This window comes from Solwaraspora sp. WMMA2101, assembly GCF_049179175.1.
Lineage (GTDB): Bacteria > Actinomycetota > Actinomycetes > Mycobacteriales > Micromonosporaceae > Micromonospora_E.
In genome coordinates this window covers 3,201,478-3,216,072 of sequence record NZ_JBMHMA010000006.1, presented here as the reverse complement: position 1 = coordinate 3,216,072, position 14,595 = coordinate 3,201,478, and the positions used below count along the sequence as shown (strand labels likewise).

The window sequence follows — 14,595 nt, the reverse complement described above, 5'->3', positions numbered from 1 at the left end:
CTGGCAACACCGACGTGACGCGGGCAACACGATAGCGCAACGTCGATTGATGAGGATCGGGCAATGGTCGACCCCGGCAGCTTCGACCTCGGCGGGGGTGTGCCGACCCACTGCCCGTACTGCTCCCTGCAGTGCGGGGTACGGATGTGGCCGGCGCCGCCCCGGCCACCCGTCATCGAGCCAGCCGACTTCCCCACCAACCGGGGCGGGCTGTGCGCCAAGGGCTGGAGCGCTCCCGAACTGCTCGACCACCCGGACCGACTGCTCACCCCACTGGTACGGACCGACCCGGCCGACCGGCGCAGCCCGCTGCGCCCGGCCAGCTGGGACGAGGCCCTCGACCGGATCACCGCCGCGATTCAAGCAGGCCAGCACCGGTACGGACCGGCCAGCGTCGGTCTGTTCGGCGGCGGCGGGCTGACCAACGAAAAGGCCTACCAGCTCGGCAAGTTCGCCCGGGTCGGGCTTCGCACCCCGCACATCGACTACAACGGCCGGTTCTGCATGTCCTCGGCGGCCACCGCCGGCAACCGGGCCTTCGGCATCGACCGGGGTCTGCCGTTCCCGCTCGCCGACATCGCCGACGCCCGCGCCGTACTCGTCGTCGGCGGCAACCCCGCCGACACGATGCCACCCGCCATGCAGTACTTCGACGCCGGCCGGGCCGCCGGCGCCACCCACATCGTGGCCGACCCCCGGCGTACGGCGACCGCCCGGGGCGCCGGCATCCACCTACCGGTAGCCCCCGGCACCGACCTGGCCCTGGCCAACGGGCTGCTGCACATCGCCATCCGGGCCGGCTACGTCGACGAGTCGTACATCCGCGACCGCACCACCGGCTTCGCCGACGTCCGCACCGCCGTCGCCGGCTACTGGCCGGACCGGGTGGAACGGATCACCGGCGTCTCCGAGGAGCTGCTGCAGCGTACGGTGCACGCCCTCGCGACCGCGCCGACCGCGATGATCCTCACCGCCCGCGGTGCCGAGCAACACAGCAGCGGTACGGACACCACCCAGGCGTACATCAATCTGGCCCTCGCTCTCGGGCTGCCCGGCCGCCCCGGCAGCGGCTTCGGCACCGTCACCGGTCAGGGCAACGGCCAGGGCGGTCGCGAACACGGCCAGAAAGCCGACCAGCTGCCCGGCTACCGGCGTCTCGACGACCCGGCCGCCCGCGCCCACGTCGCCGCCGTCTGGGGCGTCGACCCGGCCGAACTGCCCGGCCCCGGGGTCTCCGCCACCGAGATGATCGACCGGATCGGCACCGTCGGCGGGGTACGCACGATGCTGGTCTTCGCCTCCAACATCCTGGTCTCCGCGCCCGACCGGGACCGGGTCGCCGCCCGGCTGGCCGCGCTGGACTTCCTCGCCGTCTCAGACATGTTCCGCTCCGAGACCGCCGCCGTCGCCGACGTGGTGCTGCCCACCGCCCAATGGGCCGAGGAAGAAGGCACTATGACCAACCTGGAGGGTCGGGTGCTGCGCCGCCGCCGGGTGCTGCCGCCACCCGACGGGGTCCGCGACGACCTGAGCGTGCTGGCCGCGCTCGCCGACCGGCTCGGCCGGGGCAGCCACTTCTCCGCCGACCCGCAGACCGTCTACGACGAGCTGCGCCGGGCCAGCGCCGGCGGAATCGCCGACTACGCCGGCATCAGCTACCAGCGGATCGAGGCCGAGGACGGCGTGTTCTGGCCGTGCCCGACCGACGACCACCCCGGTACGCCGCGACTGTTCACCGAGCGGTTCGCCACCGGTGACGGGCGGGCCCGGTTCATCCGGGTGGAACACCGCGACCCGGCCGAACTGCCCGACCACCGCTACCCGTACCTGCTCACCACCGGCCGGCTCATGGGCCAGTACCAGAGCGGCAACCAGACCCGTCGCTCGCCGTCGCTGGCCAGCACCGCCAGCGATCCGAAGGCCGAGATCCACCCCGACCTGGCCCGCCGGCTCGGCATCGGCACCGCCGACCTGGTCGAGTTGACCACCCGGCGGGGCCGGGCGGTGTTCCGGGCCTACCTGACCGAGCACATCCGCCCGGACACCGTCTTCGTGCCGTTCCACTGGGGCGGCCTGGCCAGCGCCAACGCGTTGACCGACCCGACCCTGGACCGCCACTCCCGGATGCCCGCCTTCAAGGTCTGCGCGGCTGCGCTACGCCGCCTCGCCGGCCCGGACGGAGCCGGCCGGAGCAGCGCCGCCCCGGACGATCCCGCCACCTGACGAAAGGGACCCACGATGCAGTCGACCCCACGCTTCCTGCAAGGAGTGTTCACGTTCGACGGCAAAGGGTTGGAGACTCCGCTGCCGCTGGACGACGCCCTGCGCTACACCGTCCCGGACGGGCTGGTCGGGCAGACCGTCTACTTCCGGGGCGGCAACAGCTCCGGCGAGCTGATCTACGTCCTGCTGCTGCGCGACGGTGCCCCGATGCGCTACTTCCCGATCGGCGCCCGCGACGCGGTGCACGTACCGCTGCGGGTCGTCGAGGACCTCGACAGTGGCACCGTGCTGGAACTGCAGGTGGCCGCCCCGGCCGGGGCCACCGGCACCGTCGTGCTCGACCTCGGCCTGGTCGAGGTGTGAGATGACTCAGCAGCGACGACCGAGGCTGGTGGTGGTCGGCAACGGCATGGCCGGTGCCCGTACCGTCGAGGAGATCATCGACCGGGTCGGCCCGGACCGGTACGCGATCACCATGTTCGGCGCCGAACCGTACGGCAACTACAATCGGATCCTGCTGTCCAACGTGCTGTCCGGAGTGGAAGCCGAGGACGGGATCTTCCTCAACAGCCTGCCCTGGTACCAGGAGAACGGCATCACCCTGCGGGCCGGGCTGGAAGTCACCCGGATCGACGGGTTCGCCAAGGTGGTGCACGCCGTCGACGGCAGCGTCACCCCGTACGACAAGTTGGTCGTCGCCACCGGCAGCGTGCCGTACGTGCCGCCGATCGACGGCGCCCACCATCCCCGGCGCGGCTTCCACCAGGGCGTTTTCACCTTCCGCACGCTCGACGACACCCGGGCGATGATCCGCTACGCCCGCGATCACCAGCGGGCGGTGGTGATCGGCGGCGGCCTGCTCGGCCTGGAAGCCGCCCGTGGGCTGCAGCAGTACGGCGTGTCGGTGACCCTGCTGCACGCCGCCGGCCACCTGATGAACGCCCAGCTCGACGCCACCGGCGGGGACATCCTGCGACGCAGCGTCGAACGGCTCGGCATCGAGGTCGTCACGCAGGCCCGTACCGAACGGATCCTCGGTAGGGACGCCGTCGACGGGGTCCGGCTCGCCGACGGTCGCACCTTCGCCGCCGACATGGTGGTGATCGCCGCCGGGATCCGACCGAACACCGCGCTCGCCCAGGCCAGCGGGCTGCCGGTGGAGCGGGGCATCGTCGTCGACGACCAGCTGCGGGTGCTCGACGAACCGGACATCTACGCGGTCGGCGAGTGCGTGCAGCACCGGGGCCAGACGTACGGCCTGGTCGCCCCGCTGTGGGAACAGGCGAAGGTGCTAGCCGGCCACCTGACCGGCACCGACCCGACGGCGGCGTACCACGGTTCGCGGACCGCGACCAAGTTGAAGGTCGCCGGGGTCGACGTGGCCGCGATGGGCGTCACCGCCCCGGAACGCGACGACGACGAGTTCGTGGTCTTCGCCGAGCCCCGGCGCGGCGTCTACAAGAGCGTGGTGGTCCGCGACGACCGGCTGATCGGCGCCACCCTGGTCGGTGACGTCAGCAAGGTCGGCTTCCTGATGCAGGCGTTCGACCGGGGTCTGCCGCTGCCGGAGGAACGGGTCCGGCTGCTGTTCGACCTCGGCGGGCCGTCGGCCGAGGTCTCCGCCGCCGAACTCGCCGACGACGCCCAGGTCTGCAACTGCAACGGCGTCAGCAAGGGCGCGCTGGTCGCCACCGTCACCGGCGGAGTACGGACGCTGACCGGGGTGATGGACGCCACCCGCGCAGGCAAGGGGTGCGGCTCCTGCAAGAGCCTGGTCGCGCAGATCGTCGAGTGGGCCGCCGGCGGCGACGTCGCGGAGGATCCGGCCGCCAACTGGTACGTGCCCGGGGTGCCGATGGACAAACCGACCCTGATGGCCGAGATCCGCGCCCGCGGGCTGCGCAGCGTGTCGGCGGTGTTCGACGCGCTCGCCGACGGCCGCGAGGACGCCAGGAGCAAGATGGGCCTGGTGTCGCTGCTGCGGATGATGTGGGGCGACGAGTACGTCGACGAGCGCGGTGCCCGGTTCATCAACGACCGGGTGCACGCCAACATCCAACGCGACGGCACCTTCTCGGTCGTGCCGCAGATGAAGGGCGGCTGCACCACCCCGGCCCAGCTGCGCCGGATCGCCGACGTGGCCGAGAAGCACCAGGTGCCGTTGGTGAAGTTGACCGGCGGGCAGCGCATCGACCTGCTCGGCATCCGCAAGGAGGACCTGCCGAAGGTCTGGGCCGACCTGGACATGCCGTCGGGGTACGCGTACGGCAAGAGCTTCCGGACCGTGAAGACCTGCGTCGGCAGCGAGTTCTGCCGGTTCGGGCTCGGTGACTCGACGGCGCTCGGCATCGCGATCGAGGAACGCTTCCAGGGGCTGGAGGCACCGGGCAAACTGAAGCTGGCGGTCACCGGCTGCCCGCGCAACTGTGCCGAGGCGTACGTCAAGGACCTGGGTGTCGTCGCGATCGAGGGCGGCCGGTGGGAGATCTACGTCGGCGGGGCGGCCGGCGCCCACGTCCGTAAGGGCGATCTCCTGGCCACGGTGGACACCCCGGAGGAGGTGATGGCGTTGACCGGCCGGTTCCTGCAGTACTACCGGGAGAACGCCAACTGGCTGGAACGCACCTACGCGTTCGTGCCCCGGGTCGGCATCGAACGGCTGCGGGAGTTGATCGTCGAGGACAGCGACGGGCTCGGGGCCGGGCTGGACGAACGGATGGCGGCGTCGGTGGCCGCGTACCGGGATCCGTGGCGGGAGCGGGACGCGCCGGCGACCCCGGGCCAGTTCCGGACCGCGTTGCCGTTGCTGCCGCTACCGGCGGTGCCGGTGCGCGCCGGGGACCGGCCGTGACCGCCGTGAACGACGGGCGGCTGGTCGACAGCGGCATGGTCGACGGGCGGCTGGTCGACGGGCGGCTGGTCGAGCACCGGATCGGTCCGGTGGCGGAGATTCCGCCGGGCGAAGGGCGGGCCTATCCGGTCGACGGCGAGATGGTGGCGGTGTTCCGACTGAGCACGGGAGCGCTGCGGGCGGTCTCGGCGGTCTGCCCGCACGCCGGCGGCCCGATCGCCGACGGCCTCGTCGACGCCGAGGTGGTGATCTGCCCACTGCATCAGCACGTCTTCGAGTTGGCCACCGGCTGCTCCCGCAGCGGGCAGCGGTCGCTACGGGTCTATCCGGTGCGCCAGGATGCGGACGGCACCGTGTGGGTGTCGGCTCGGGCCGACACCGACGGATAGACCTCACAATGCCGATGGTCGGCCGGTGCGGATGATGACCACGTACCGACATCACTGTTTCCCATCGTAGTAAACACTCGCTTCGTAGGGTGAGCACTCAATCCACCCGGAAAACCCCGCTCCCTGGTCGCTTCCGGAAATCCGCCCGGAGGTAGTCGATCGTCACCCTCCGTCACCGATCGCAAGGAGCCATCCAATGGTCAACAGGTCACTCGATACCGAAAAGGTCGCGGACCACTCTCGCGAGAATCGGAAACGCTGGATCGCTCACTGGGAGCCGGAGGACCCCGACTTCTGGCAGACCGTCGGACGGCCGGTGGCCCGACGCAACCTCATCTTCTCCATCTTCGCCGAACACATCGGCTTCTCGGTGTGGCTGCTCTGGAGCATCGTCGTGGTACGCCTGGGCAGCGCGGGATGGGACCTCAGCGTCAGCCAGTCGCTCTGGCTGACCGCCGTGCCCAGCGGCGTCGGGGCGTTCCTGCGCCTGCCGTACACCTTCGCGGTGCCGATCTTCGGCGGCCGCAACTGGACCGTCGTCTCCGCGCTGCTGCTGCTGATTCCGTGTGCCGGTCTCGCCTGGGCGGTCGAGAACCCACAGATCGGGTACGGCACCCTGTTGCTGATCGCCGCGACAGCTGGATTCGGCGGCGGAAACTTCGCCTCCAGCATGGCGAACATCTCGTTCTTCTATCCCGAACGGGAAAAGGGCTGGGCGCTCGGGCTGAACGCGGCCGGCGGCAACATCGGCGTCGCGGTGGTGCAGTTCGTGGTGCCCAAGGTGCTCGTCCTCGGCGGTGGGCTGGCCCTGTCCTGGGCCGGCCTGATCTACATCCCGCTGGCGGTCATCGCGGCTGTCTGCGCCTACCTCTACATGGACAACCTGGCCGAGGCGAAAGCGGACGTGGAGCCGGTGTGGTCGTCGCTGCGGCACAGCGACACCTGGATCATGTCGCTGCTCTACATTGGCACGTTCGGCTCGTTCATCGGCTACTCGGCGGCGTTCCCCACCCTGCTGAACGCGGTGTTCAACCGACCGGACATCGCGCTCGGCTGGGCCTTCCTCGGGGCCGGGATCGGCTCGATCAGCCGCCCGCTCGGCGGCCGGCTCTCCGACCGGATCGGCGGTGCCCGGGTGACCGCGGGTAGCTTCATCGTCCTCGCGGCCGGTGCCTACGCCGCGCTCTGGGCCGTACAGCGGCAGAACCTGGGCGTCTTCTTCGTCAGCTTCATGGTGCTGTTCGTCGCCACCGGAGTCGGCAACGGGTCCACGTACCGGATGATCTCAAAGATCTTCCGGGTGAAGGGTGAGGACCGGGGCGGCTCCCCGGAGACCATGCTGCGGATGCGCCGCGAAGCTGCCGGCGCGCTCGGCATCATCTCCTCGGTCGGCGCCTTCGGCGGCTTCCTGGTGCCGATCTGCTACGCGTGGGCCCGGTCGACCTACGGCGACATCGAACCGGCACTGCGGTTCTACGTGGTCCTGTTCCTGGTGATGCTGGCCGTCACCTGGTTCGCCTACCTGCGGCGCGGCTCACGGATGGCGCAGGCCGGCGTCTAGGATCTCCCTTCGTGCGCGTACTTCTCATCGGCAGTGGCGGACGTGAGCACGCCCTCGCGGCGAGCCTCGCCGCCGACCCCGCCGTCGACCAGCTGATCGCCGCCCCCGGCAACCCCGGCATCGCCGCCGTCGCCGAGCTGCGGTCGGTCGCCGCCACCGACCCGCAGGCGGTCGCCGCCCTGGCCGTCGAGGTCGCCGCCGACCTGGTGGTCGTCGGCCCGGAGGCACCGCTGGTCGCCGGCGTCGCCGACGCGGTACGCGCCAAGGGCATCGCCTGCTTCGGGCCGTCGGCGGCCGCCGCCGTACTCGAAGGTTCGAAGACCTTCGCCAAGGACGTGATGGCGGCCGCCGGCGTGCCGACCGCCCGGGCCGCCACCTGCCGTACGGCGGACGAGGTGGCCGCCGCCCTCGACGAGTTCGGCACCCCGTACGTGGTGAAGAACGACGGACTGGCCGCCGGCAAGGGTGTCGTGGTGACCGACGACCGGGCCGCCGCGCTCGCCCACGCCGCCGCCTGCGGGCAGGTCGTCGTCGAGGAGTACCTGGCCGGTCCCGAGGTGTCACTGTTCGTGGTGACCGACGGCACGGCTGCGGTCCCGCTGCTGCCGGCCCAGGACTTCAAACGGGTCGGCGACGGCGACACCGGGCCGAACACCGGCGGCATGGGGGCGTACGCGCCCCTGCCGTGGGCGCCACCCGGCCTGGTCGACCAGGTGATGGCCGAGGTGGTGCAGCCGACCCTGGCCGAGATGCGCCGGCGCGGCACCCCGTTCGCCGGGCTGCTGTACGTCGGGCTGGCGGTCACCGCCGCCGGACCCCGGGTGATCGAGTTCAACGCCCGGTTCGGCGACCCGGAGACCCAGGTGGTGCTGGCCCTGCTGGAGTCCCCGCTGGCCGGCCTGCTGCACGCGGCGGCGACCGGCACGCTCGCCGACCACCCGCCGCTGCGCTGGCGGGACGGGGCTGCGGTGACCGTGGTCCTCGCCTCGGCCGGCTATCCGGCCAGCGCCCGCGCCGGTGACCTGCTCACCGGCGCGGAGCAGCCGGGCGTGAGCCACGCCGGTACGGCCCGTGCCGACACCGGCGAGCTGGTCTCCGCTGGCGGCCGGGTGCTCGCCGCCACCGCCACCGGGGCAGACCTGGCCGAGGCGCGGGCGGCGGCGTACCGCCTGCTGGGCGGGATCGGCCTGGCCGGCGGGCACTTCCGCCGCGACATCGGGCTGGCCGCCGCCGAGGGGCGGATCACCCTGCCTTAGCGGCGTACCGGTGGGCGCGACGGGTACGTCTGCGCCATGCCGACGAGCTACCAGGACGTGCTGGACAGCCTCAACGAGCTGGACTTTCCTGCCGACAAGGACCGGATCCTGGCCGAGGCGCGGCGGGTCGGTGCCAGCCCCGGTGTGGTACGCGCACTGCGCGGCCTGCCGCCGGTCGTGTACGCCAACCGGGCCGAGGTCGCCCGGTCGGCACATATCGACGCCGCCCCGGAGCAGGATCCGGCGCAGCGGGCGGCCCGGGCCCGGTTCCGCGACCACCAGCGGGTGGCCCAGCACCTGCGCCAGCCCTGAGGCCCGGCGGGCCCAGCGGCCGGGTCGGCTTTCTCGACCGGGCGGCGATGCCACCGTCAGTGATGGGTCCCGCAGAGGACATGTCGGTCCCACCGATATTCCTGTGTGGAATAATTATTCCTCACAGGAATACCGCTCTGCGGCAGTACCGGTCCGCCGGCAGCGCCGGTCAGTCGGGGGTGCGGGGGCGGGGCAGATCGCGGGTCACCACCTTGCCGCTGGCGTTGCGCGGCAGCGCAGGCAGGAACATCACGTACCGGGGGACGGCGTACCGGGCCCGGTAGCGCCGGACGTACTCCTGGACGGCCTCCGGGTCGAGGGTCTCACCCGGGTGCAGCACCAGGTAGGCGGCGAGCAGGTGGCCGTACTGCGGGTCGGGCAGCCCGGTCACCGCCGCCTCCCGGACCTGCGGCAGCTGGGCCAGCAGGTCCGCGACGTCGGACGGGAAGACGTTCTCCCCGCCGGAGACGATCATGTCGTCGGCCCGACCACCGACGAAGAGCAGCCCGTCGGTGTCGACGTGGCCGAGGTCACCGGTGCCGAGCAGGCCGTGCCGGTGGTCGGCGGCGGTGCCCTCGCCGGTGTACCCCTCGAACATCAGCTCGTTGCCGACGTAGATCTGCCCGACCTGGCCGGCGGGCACGGGTTCGCCCGACGCACCGAGCACGGCCAGCCGGGTGCCGCGTGGCGGCCGGCCGGCCGTGTTGGGCGCCCGCCGCAGGTCGGCCGGGTTGGCGATGGCGGCCCACGAGACCTCGGTGGACCCGTACAGGTTGTAGAGGACGTCGCCGTAGCGGTCCATGAACCGGGTGGCGATTCCGCCGCTGAGCGCGGAACCGCTGACCGCGACCACCTGCAGCCCGGTCGGCCGGTCCGGAGCCGGTACGTCGTGCAGCAGCCGCTGCAACATCACCGGTACGGCGAACAGTGCCGTGCAGCCGTGCCGGTCGACGGCGGCAAGCGTGGCGGCCGGGTCGAAGCGCCGGTGCAGCACGATGGTCGCCCGCAACGCGACGGCGATCTGCAGAGCGGCGTACCCCCAGGTGTGGAAGACCGGGGCGGCGATCATGATCCGGTCGCGGGCCCGCAGCGGAATCCGGTCGATGATGGCGGCGAGCGGCCCGAAGCTGGCCGGCGTACGTCGCCGGGCACCCTTCGGGGTGCCGGTGGTGCCGGAGGTGAGCACGATGGTGCGCCCGTCGCGGTCGGGCGGCCCGATGCGGGCGTCGTCGGGTGCGGTGCTCAGGAGTGCGGCGAGGCGCGACTCGTCGACCCTGGCCACGTCGGGGCCGACCGCGAGGGCCTGCTCACCGAACTCACGGTCGTGCAGCAGCACCCGCAGCCGCTGTTCGTCGGCGACCGCGGCGAGCTGCGGCCCGGCCAGCCCGGTGTGCAGCAGTACGGTGTCCGCGCCGAGCAGCCCGGCGGCGACCATCGCGACCACCAGGTCGGGGTGGTTGCGGCAGAGCAGTCCGATCCGGTCGCCTGCGGTCACGCCGAGGGTGGCCCGTAACGCGGTGGCGAGCCGTTCGGCACGGGCCAGCAGTTCCCGGTAGGTCAACTGCCGGTCGGCGTCGTCGATCAGCGCGACCCGGTCCGGGTCGCGGGCGGCGGCCTGACGCGCCTCGCCGGCGAGGGTGAACCCCCACCGGCGAAGCGCGGCGAGCTGTGCGATGGTCCGGCCCGGCGACCCGGGCGTGAGCAGGCCCCGCCGGGTCAGCGTGGTGAGAACGAACGGCAGGTCCACTGGCACCCCCAGCTGCGGCGAGACCGGTCCGGCGGGTGGGCGGCCGCGCCGGTGGGCGAAGCCCCGCCTGACAGGGAACACGTACCGGAGCCGGTTGCGGATCGGTCCGCAGCTGAGCCGGGTGGGTCGGCTCTGGGGAATTCGACCTGGTCAGCCCTTGGGGATGTCGAAAAGGTTGGCGATCTGAGCGGCCAGCCCGAGGTCACCCTTTGCCTTCAACTTGCCCGTCATGAACATCATCATCGGGTTGGCGCTGCCGGAGATGATCTTCAGAAGGTCGACCGCGCCGAGGGTCAGGCTCAGCCGGGGCTCGTGCGCCGGGGTCGGCGACAGCACGCAGGTGCCGTCGGCGATGACGATCTCGTACGTGTCGGTGCCACCATCCGGTCGGCCGGTGATGTTCCAGTGGATGACGGCGTTGGTGGAGCCGGCCTTCTCCGGGCGGAACAGCGTGGGCATCCGGTTGAACACCTCGTCGAGGACCTTGCCGCGCAGGTCGCTCTGCATCACCTCGGCGATCTTGGAGTCCGGGGTGGTCTTCACCAGCTTGGCGAACTCCTTGGCATCGATGGACGCGAAGGTGGCCGGGTCGAAATCAGACATCGTGTGCCCTCCAGTACGGGACGTCGGACCTAGCCTAGTCTAGGGTTACGCGCCAGTAGCTTCATCGAGGCCGACCCGGCCCGTACGGTCACTGCCGCTGGCCGCGCCACCCCGCCGCCAGCCGCAACGCGGCACCGACCAGGACGGCCAGCAGGCCGGCCGCCACCAGCGGGCCGGGCGCCCGGCCGGTCACCGGCAGCTCGTCGCCGGCACCGTCACCCGCTGGCGGTGGGTCTGCGCCCGCCGGCCCGTCGTCCGGTGGACCGTCGCCCAGTGGGCCTTCGCCCACGTACCGGAACACCATTGCCGTGGAGGCGCCGGCCGGGGTGCTGACGGTGATCGTCGTCGTTCCGGCGTCGCAGGCCGGAGTCGGGAGCGCCAGTACGTTGAACGCGCCGCCGACCGTCACCGACTCCGGGCCGATCGTCCGCCCACAGATCGTCACCCGGGTCTGCCCGGGGACGAAGTTCGCGCCGCTGACCGTCGCCGTCGTACCGCCGACGGCAGAGCCCTCGCCCGGGTTCACCGAGTCGATCCGGGGAGCGCCGGCCGGCTCCGGTGCGCCGAGGACGTCGGCGGCGTGGGCGTCGCCGGGCACGGCGTCGACCGGTCCAGCAATTACTACAGTGGACAGCAGGCCGCTGGTGGCAGCGATGGTCAGCAGGGCTTTCCTGCGATATCTCGGGGTAAACACGGTTCCTCGTCTCGAAGCGGGGCGGAAGGGTTCGGCCCGTCAAGCAGAACGAGGATAAATACGGACAGTTACGGAATTGCTGGCGAAACTCACCCACCCACCCGCCTGTCCGGACCAGCCTGGCGGCCGTGGGAGACTGCGGTACGTGACCTCGCGCCCGCAGATCCCCAACGTGCTCGCCACCCGGTACGCCTCCGCTGACCTGGCCGTCCTCTGGTCACCGGAGGAGAAGATCCGGCTGGAGCGGCGACTCTGGCTCGCCGTCCTGCGGGCCCAGCGTGATCTCGGCATCGCCGTGCCCGATGGCGTCGTCGAGGCGTACGAGCGGGTCCTCGACCAGGTCGACCTGGCCGCGATCGCCGAGCGTGAGCGGGTCACCCGGCACGACGTCAAGGCCCGGATCGAGGAGTTCAGCGCGCTCGCCGGCCACGAGCACATCCACAAGGGGATGACCTCCCGGGACCTCACCGAGAACGTCGAACAGCTGCAGATCCGGGCCTCGCTGGAGCTGATCCGCGACCGGGTGGTCGCCACCCTGGCCCGGCTGGCCCGGCTCGCCGTCGAGCACACCGACCTGGTCGTCGCCGGGCGTTCGCACAACGTGGCCGCCCAGGCCACCACCTTGGGCAAGCGGTTCGCCTCGGCGGCTGAGGAGCTGCTGATCGCGTACGAGCGGTTGACCGACCTGATCGACCGTTACCCGCTGCGCGGCATCAAGGGCCCGGTCGGCACCGCCGCCGACCAGCTGGACCTGTTCGACGGCGACGCCGCCAAGGTGGCCGAACTGGAGCGCCGGGTCGCCGAGCATCTCGGTTTCCGGCGGGTGCTGGCCAGTGTCGGGCAGGTCTACCCGCGCTCCCTGGACCTCGACGTGCTCTCCTCGCTTGCCCAGGTCGCCGCCGCGCCGTCGTCGCTGGCGACCACGATCCGGCTGATGGTCGGCCAGGAGCTGGTCACCGAGGGCTTCCGGCCCGGGCAGGTCGGTTCCAGCGCCATGCCGCACAAGATGAACACCCGGTCCAGCGAACGGGTCAACGGGCTCGCCGTCGTCATCCGGGGCTACCTGTCGATGGTCGGTGAGCTGGCTGGCGACCAGTGGAACGAAGGCGACGTCTCCTGCTCGGTGGTGCGCCGGGTGGCCCTGCCCGATGCCTTCTTCGCCGCCGACGGGCTGTTCCAGACGTTCCTCACCGTGCTCGACGAGTTCGGCGCCTACCCGGCGGTCGTCGCCCGCGAACTCGACCGCTACCTGCCGTTCCTGGCGACCACCCGGATCCTGGTCGCGGCGGTCCGGGCCGGCGTCGGCCGGGAGGTCGCCCACGAGGTGATCAAGGAGCACGCGGTCGGGGTGGCGTTGGCCATGCGGGAGAAGGGCGCGGCCGACAACGACCTGTTCGACCGGCTGGCCGCCGACGAGCGGCTCGGCCTGAGCCGGGACGAGATCGCCGCCGTGGTCGCCGACCGGGCGGGTTTCGTCGGCGCGGCGGCGGCTCAGGTGCAGGCGGTGGCCGACCGGGTGGCCGAGGTGGTCGCCGCGCACCCGCACGCCGCCGACTACCAGCCCGCCCCGATCCTCTGACCGGGGGGGCGCTACTTGTTGCCGGCCGAGCCGCCGGTCTCGTTGCCGGCGCTGCTGTCGCCATGGCTGGCCACGATCTTGGCCTGTTTCGAGTCGTCCCCGGCGTCGGGGCGCAACTGCAGCACCACCGCGGCAGTGCCGTAGGCGCACAGCTCCATGTGGGTGCTGCCGATCTGCCGGGTGTCGAACCGCATCCCGATGACCGCGTTGGCACCCTTCTTCCTGGCCGCCTCGCCCAGTTTGCCGATCATCTCGGTACGCCACTTGGTGAGGTTCGCCGGGCCCTCGGGGTCGGACTTGCCGCCGCGCAGCGCCTTGACACCTTCTTTGAACGGGTTGATGGAGCGGACCACCGAGGTGACCACCTCACCCAGGACACACCTGATCTCGTAGCCGGGAAGGTCATTCGTCGTCACGACCAGCACGACGACGATGCTATGGGCCCCGGTCTCGGCCCACCTGGGCTTTGCTCCGGCTCGCGGATGACGCGAAACGGCGCGGCGCGGACTCCGGGTCCCAACCCGGAGTCCGCGCCGGTTACTGCCCGGACTGCGGAAAAGTACGCGCGTCAGACGCCGGCGACCGACTGGATCCAGGCCCGGTTGTACGCCACGCTGCCGTAGTTCTGGATGTTGACGCCGTTGGCGGTGGAGGCGACACCGACCTGCTGGCCGTTGTAGAACTGCGGGCCGCCCGAGTCGCCCCGCCACGCGTTGCCGTTGATCCGCGTGCTGCGGATCGCCCGACCGCCGTACGCGTCGGTAACGTTGGTGCTGGTCACCTGGACCGAGGCCATCTTCAGCTGGGTCGAGGCGGAGCAGCCGCTGTAGCAGGTCATGCCCCAGCCGTAGATGGTGTTCGTCGAGCCGACCGGCGGGTAGCTGCTGGACAGCGTCACGTAGGTGGTGCTGACCGAGCTGGAGAGGCGGAGCAGGGCCAGGTCGTAGCGGCCGTAGGTGGCGCTGACCGTACGGGTGACCCCGCCGGAGGAGCGGTAGACGCTGCCGACCCGTACCGACATCGACCCGCCGACGCAGTGCTCGGCGGTGAGCACCCAGTTGGGCGCGATGATCGTGCCGGAACAGGTGAACGAACCGTTGCTGAACACCGCTGCGGCCCAGGGGGCCGACGACACGGTGCTGCCACCAATGATCTCCTCCGGCGCGGCGGAGGCGGCGGTGGGGGGTGCGGCGACCAGACTGATCAGGGTGGTGGCGACTGCTGCCACGGCCAGGCGGATACGCATGGGGGTGTGCTCCTTCCCAGGGGCGACCGGCCGCGGGGGTTGCGGGCCGGGTGAGCCGCCGCCGGACGGGTGTCCGGTCGGCGGGGTGTTACAGCTGACGTCCGATGGGGGTCGTCGGGCGTTTGACGATTGAC

13 protein-coding genes are annotated in these 14,595 nt (G+C 71.6%); 8 read left to right on the top strand and 5 right to left on the bottom strand.

Translation table 11 applies throughout. The features are described 5' to 3' along the window. Positions 1–63 precede the first annotated feature (63 nt). The 7 genes from ACN28F_RS15430 to ACN28F_RS15400 all read left to right on the top strand — a co-directional run bounded on the left by ACN28F_RS15430 (position 64) and on the right by ACN28F_RS15400 (position 8,592). On the top strand, positions 64–2,223 hold the full coding sequence (locus ACN28F_RS15430) for a molybdopterin oxidoreductase family protein (RefSeq protein WP_421358361.1): 2,160 nt from the start codon (positions 64–66) through the stop codon (positions 2,221–2,223). 15 nt (positions 2,224–2,238) lie between these two features. Next, positions 2,239–2,586, top strand: coding sequence for a molybdopterin oxidoreductase (locus tag ACN28F_RS15425; RefSeq protein ID WP_289208652.1), 348 nt, complete (start codon positions 2,239–2,241; stop codon positions 2,584–2,586). Between the two features lies 1 nt (position 2,587). Further along, complete coding sequence (gene nirB, locus ACN28F_RS15420) at positions 2,588–5,074, top strand: nitrite reductase large subunit NirB (protein WP_421358359.1); 2,487 nt, start codon at positions 2,588–2,590, stop codon at positions 5,072–5,074. Beyond that, positions 5,071–5,463, top strand: a complete 393-nt coding sequence (locus ACN28F_RS15415; protein ID WP_421358358.1) for a Rieske (2Fe-2S) protein — start codon at positions 5,071–5,073, stop codon at positions 5,461–5,463. Before nirB ends, ACN28F_RS15415 begins: the two co-directional genes overlap by 4 nt. 196 nt (positions 5,464–5,659) lie before the next feature. Further along, on the top strand, positions 5,660–7,024 hold the full coding sequence (locus ACN28F_RS15410) for a NarK family nitrate/nitrite MFS transporter (RefSeq protein ID WP_421358356.1): 1,365 nt from the start codon (positions 5,660–5,662) through the stop codon (positions 7,022–7,024). Positions 7,025–7,035: 11 nt separating this feature from the next. After that, positions 7,036–8,280, top strand: a complete 1,245-nt coding sequence (gene purD / locus ACN28F_RS15405) for a phosphoribosylamine--glycine ligase (RefSeq protein ID WP_421358354.1) — start codon at positions 7,036–7,038, stop codon at positions 8,278–8,280. A 36-nt stretch (positions 8,281–8,316) separates the two neighbouring features. Further along, positions 8,317–8,592, top strand: a complete 276-nt coding sequence (locus ACN28F_RS15400; RefSeq protein ID WP_421358352.1) for a DUF2795 domain-containing protein — start codon at positions 8,317–8,319, stop codon at positions 8,590–8,592. 169 nt (positions 8,593–8,761) lie between these two features. Here ACN28F_RS15400 and ACN28F_RS15395 read toward each other — a convergent pair whose 3' ends face one another. The 3 genes from ACN28F_RS15395 to ACN28F_RS15385 all read right to left on the bottom strand — a co-directional run bounded on the left by ACN28F_RS15395 (position 8,762) and on the right by ACN28F_RS15385 (position 11,636). Beyond that, positions 8,762–10,339 carry an AMP-binding protein gene (locus ACN28F_RS15395; protein WP_289210767.1) on the bottom strand — a complete coding sequence of 526 codons (1,578 nt, stop codon included), beginning with the start codon at positions 10,337–10,339 and terminating at the stop codon, positions 8,762–8,764. Between the two features lie 150 nt (positions 10,340–10,489). Then, positions 10,490–10,942 (bottom strand): SCP2 sterol-binding domain-containing protein, encoded by a 453-nt coding sequence (locus ACN28F_RS15390; RefSeq protein ID WP_289208646.1) that lies wholly within the window; start codon positions 10,940–10,942, stop codon positions 10,490–10,492. 88 nt (positions 10,943–11,030) lie between these two features. Beyond that, entirely contained in the window at positions 11,031–11,636 is a 606-nt protein-coding gene (locus ACN28F_RS15385) for an IPT/TIG domain-containing protein (protein ID WP_289208645.1), read from the bottom strand. A gap of 145 nt (positions 11,637–11,781) precedes the next feature. On the opposite strand from ACN28F_RS15385, the gene purB reads away from it, so the two are divergent. Then, positions 11,782–13,215 (top strand): adenylosuccinate lyase, encoded by a 1,434-nt coding sequence (gene purB / locus ACN28F_RS15380; protein ID WP_289208644.1) that lies wholly within the window; start codon positions 11,782–11,784, stop codon positions 13,213–13,215. A gap of 11 nt (positions 13,216–13,226) precedes the next feature. On the opposite strand, the gene ACN28F_RS15375 is transcribed toward purB, so the two are convergent. Both ACN28F_RS15375 and ACN28F_RS15370 read right to left on the bottom strand, forming a co-directional pair. Next, positions 13,227–13,640 (bottom strand): YbjQ family protein, encoded by a 414-nt coding sequence (locus ACN28F_RS15375; RefSeq protein ID WP_289208643.1) that lies wholly within the window; start codon positions 13,638–13,640, stop codon positions 13,227–13,229. 143 nt (positions 13,641–13,783) lie between these two features. After that, positions 13,784–14,461, bottom strand: coding sequence for a S1 family peptidase (locus ACN28F_RS15370; protein ID WP_289208642.1), 678 nt, complete (start codon positions 14,459–14,461; stop codon positions 13,784–13,786). Positions 14,462–14,595 lie beyond the last annotated feature (134 nt).

What these genes read in the sequence shown, in the direction of transcription:
- ACN28F_RS15410 (WP_421358356.1), top strand. Translation starts at nt 5,660, where the DNA reads ATGGTCAACAGGTCACTCGATACCGAAAAGGTCGCGGACCACTCTCGC.
- ACN28F_RS15400 (WP_421358352.1), top strand. Translation starts at nt 8,317, where the DNA reads ATGCCGACGAGCTACCAGGACGTGCTGGACAGCCTCAACGAGCTGGAC.
- ACN28F_RS15370 (WP_289208642.1), bottom strand. Translation starts at nt 14,461, where the DNA reads ATGCGTATCCGCCTGGCCGTGGCAGCAGTCGCCACCACCCTGATCAGT.
- ACN28F_RS15430 (WP_421358361.1), top strand. Translation starts at nt 64, where the DNA reads ATGGTCGACCCCGGCAGCTTCGACCTCGGCGGGGGTGTGCCGACCCAC.
- ACN28F_RS15425 (WP_289208652.1), top strand. Translation starts at nt 2,239, where the DNA reads ATGCAGTCGACCCCACGCTTCCTGCAAGGAGTGTTCACGTTCGACGGC.
- ACN28F_RS15390 (WP_289208646.1), bottom strand. Translation starts at nt 10,942, where the DNA reads ATGTCTGATTTCGACCCGGCCACCTTCGCGTCCATCGATGCCAAGGAG.
- nirB (WP_421358359.1), top strand. Translation starts at nt 2,588, where the DNA reads ATGACTCAGCAGCGACGACCGAGGCTGGTGGTGGTCGGCAACGGCATG.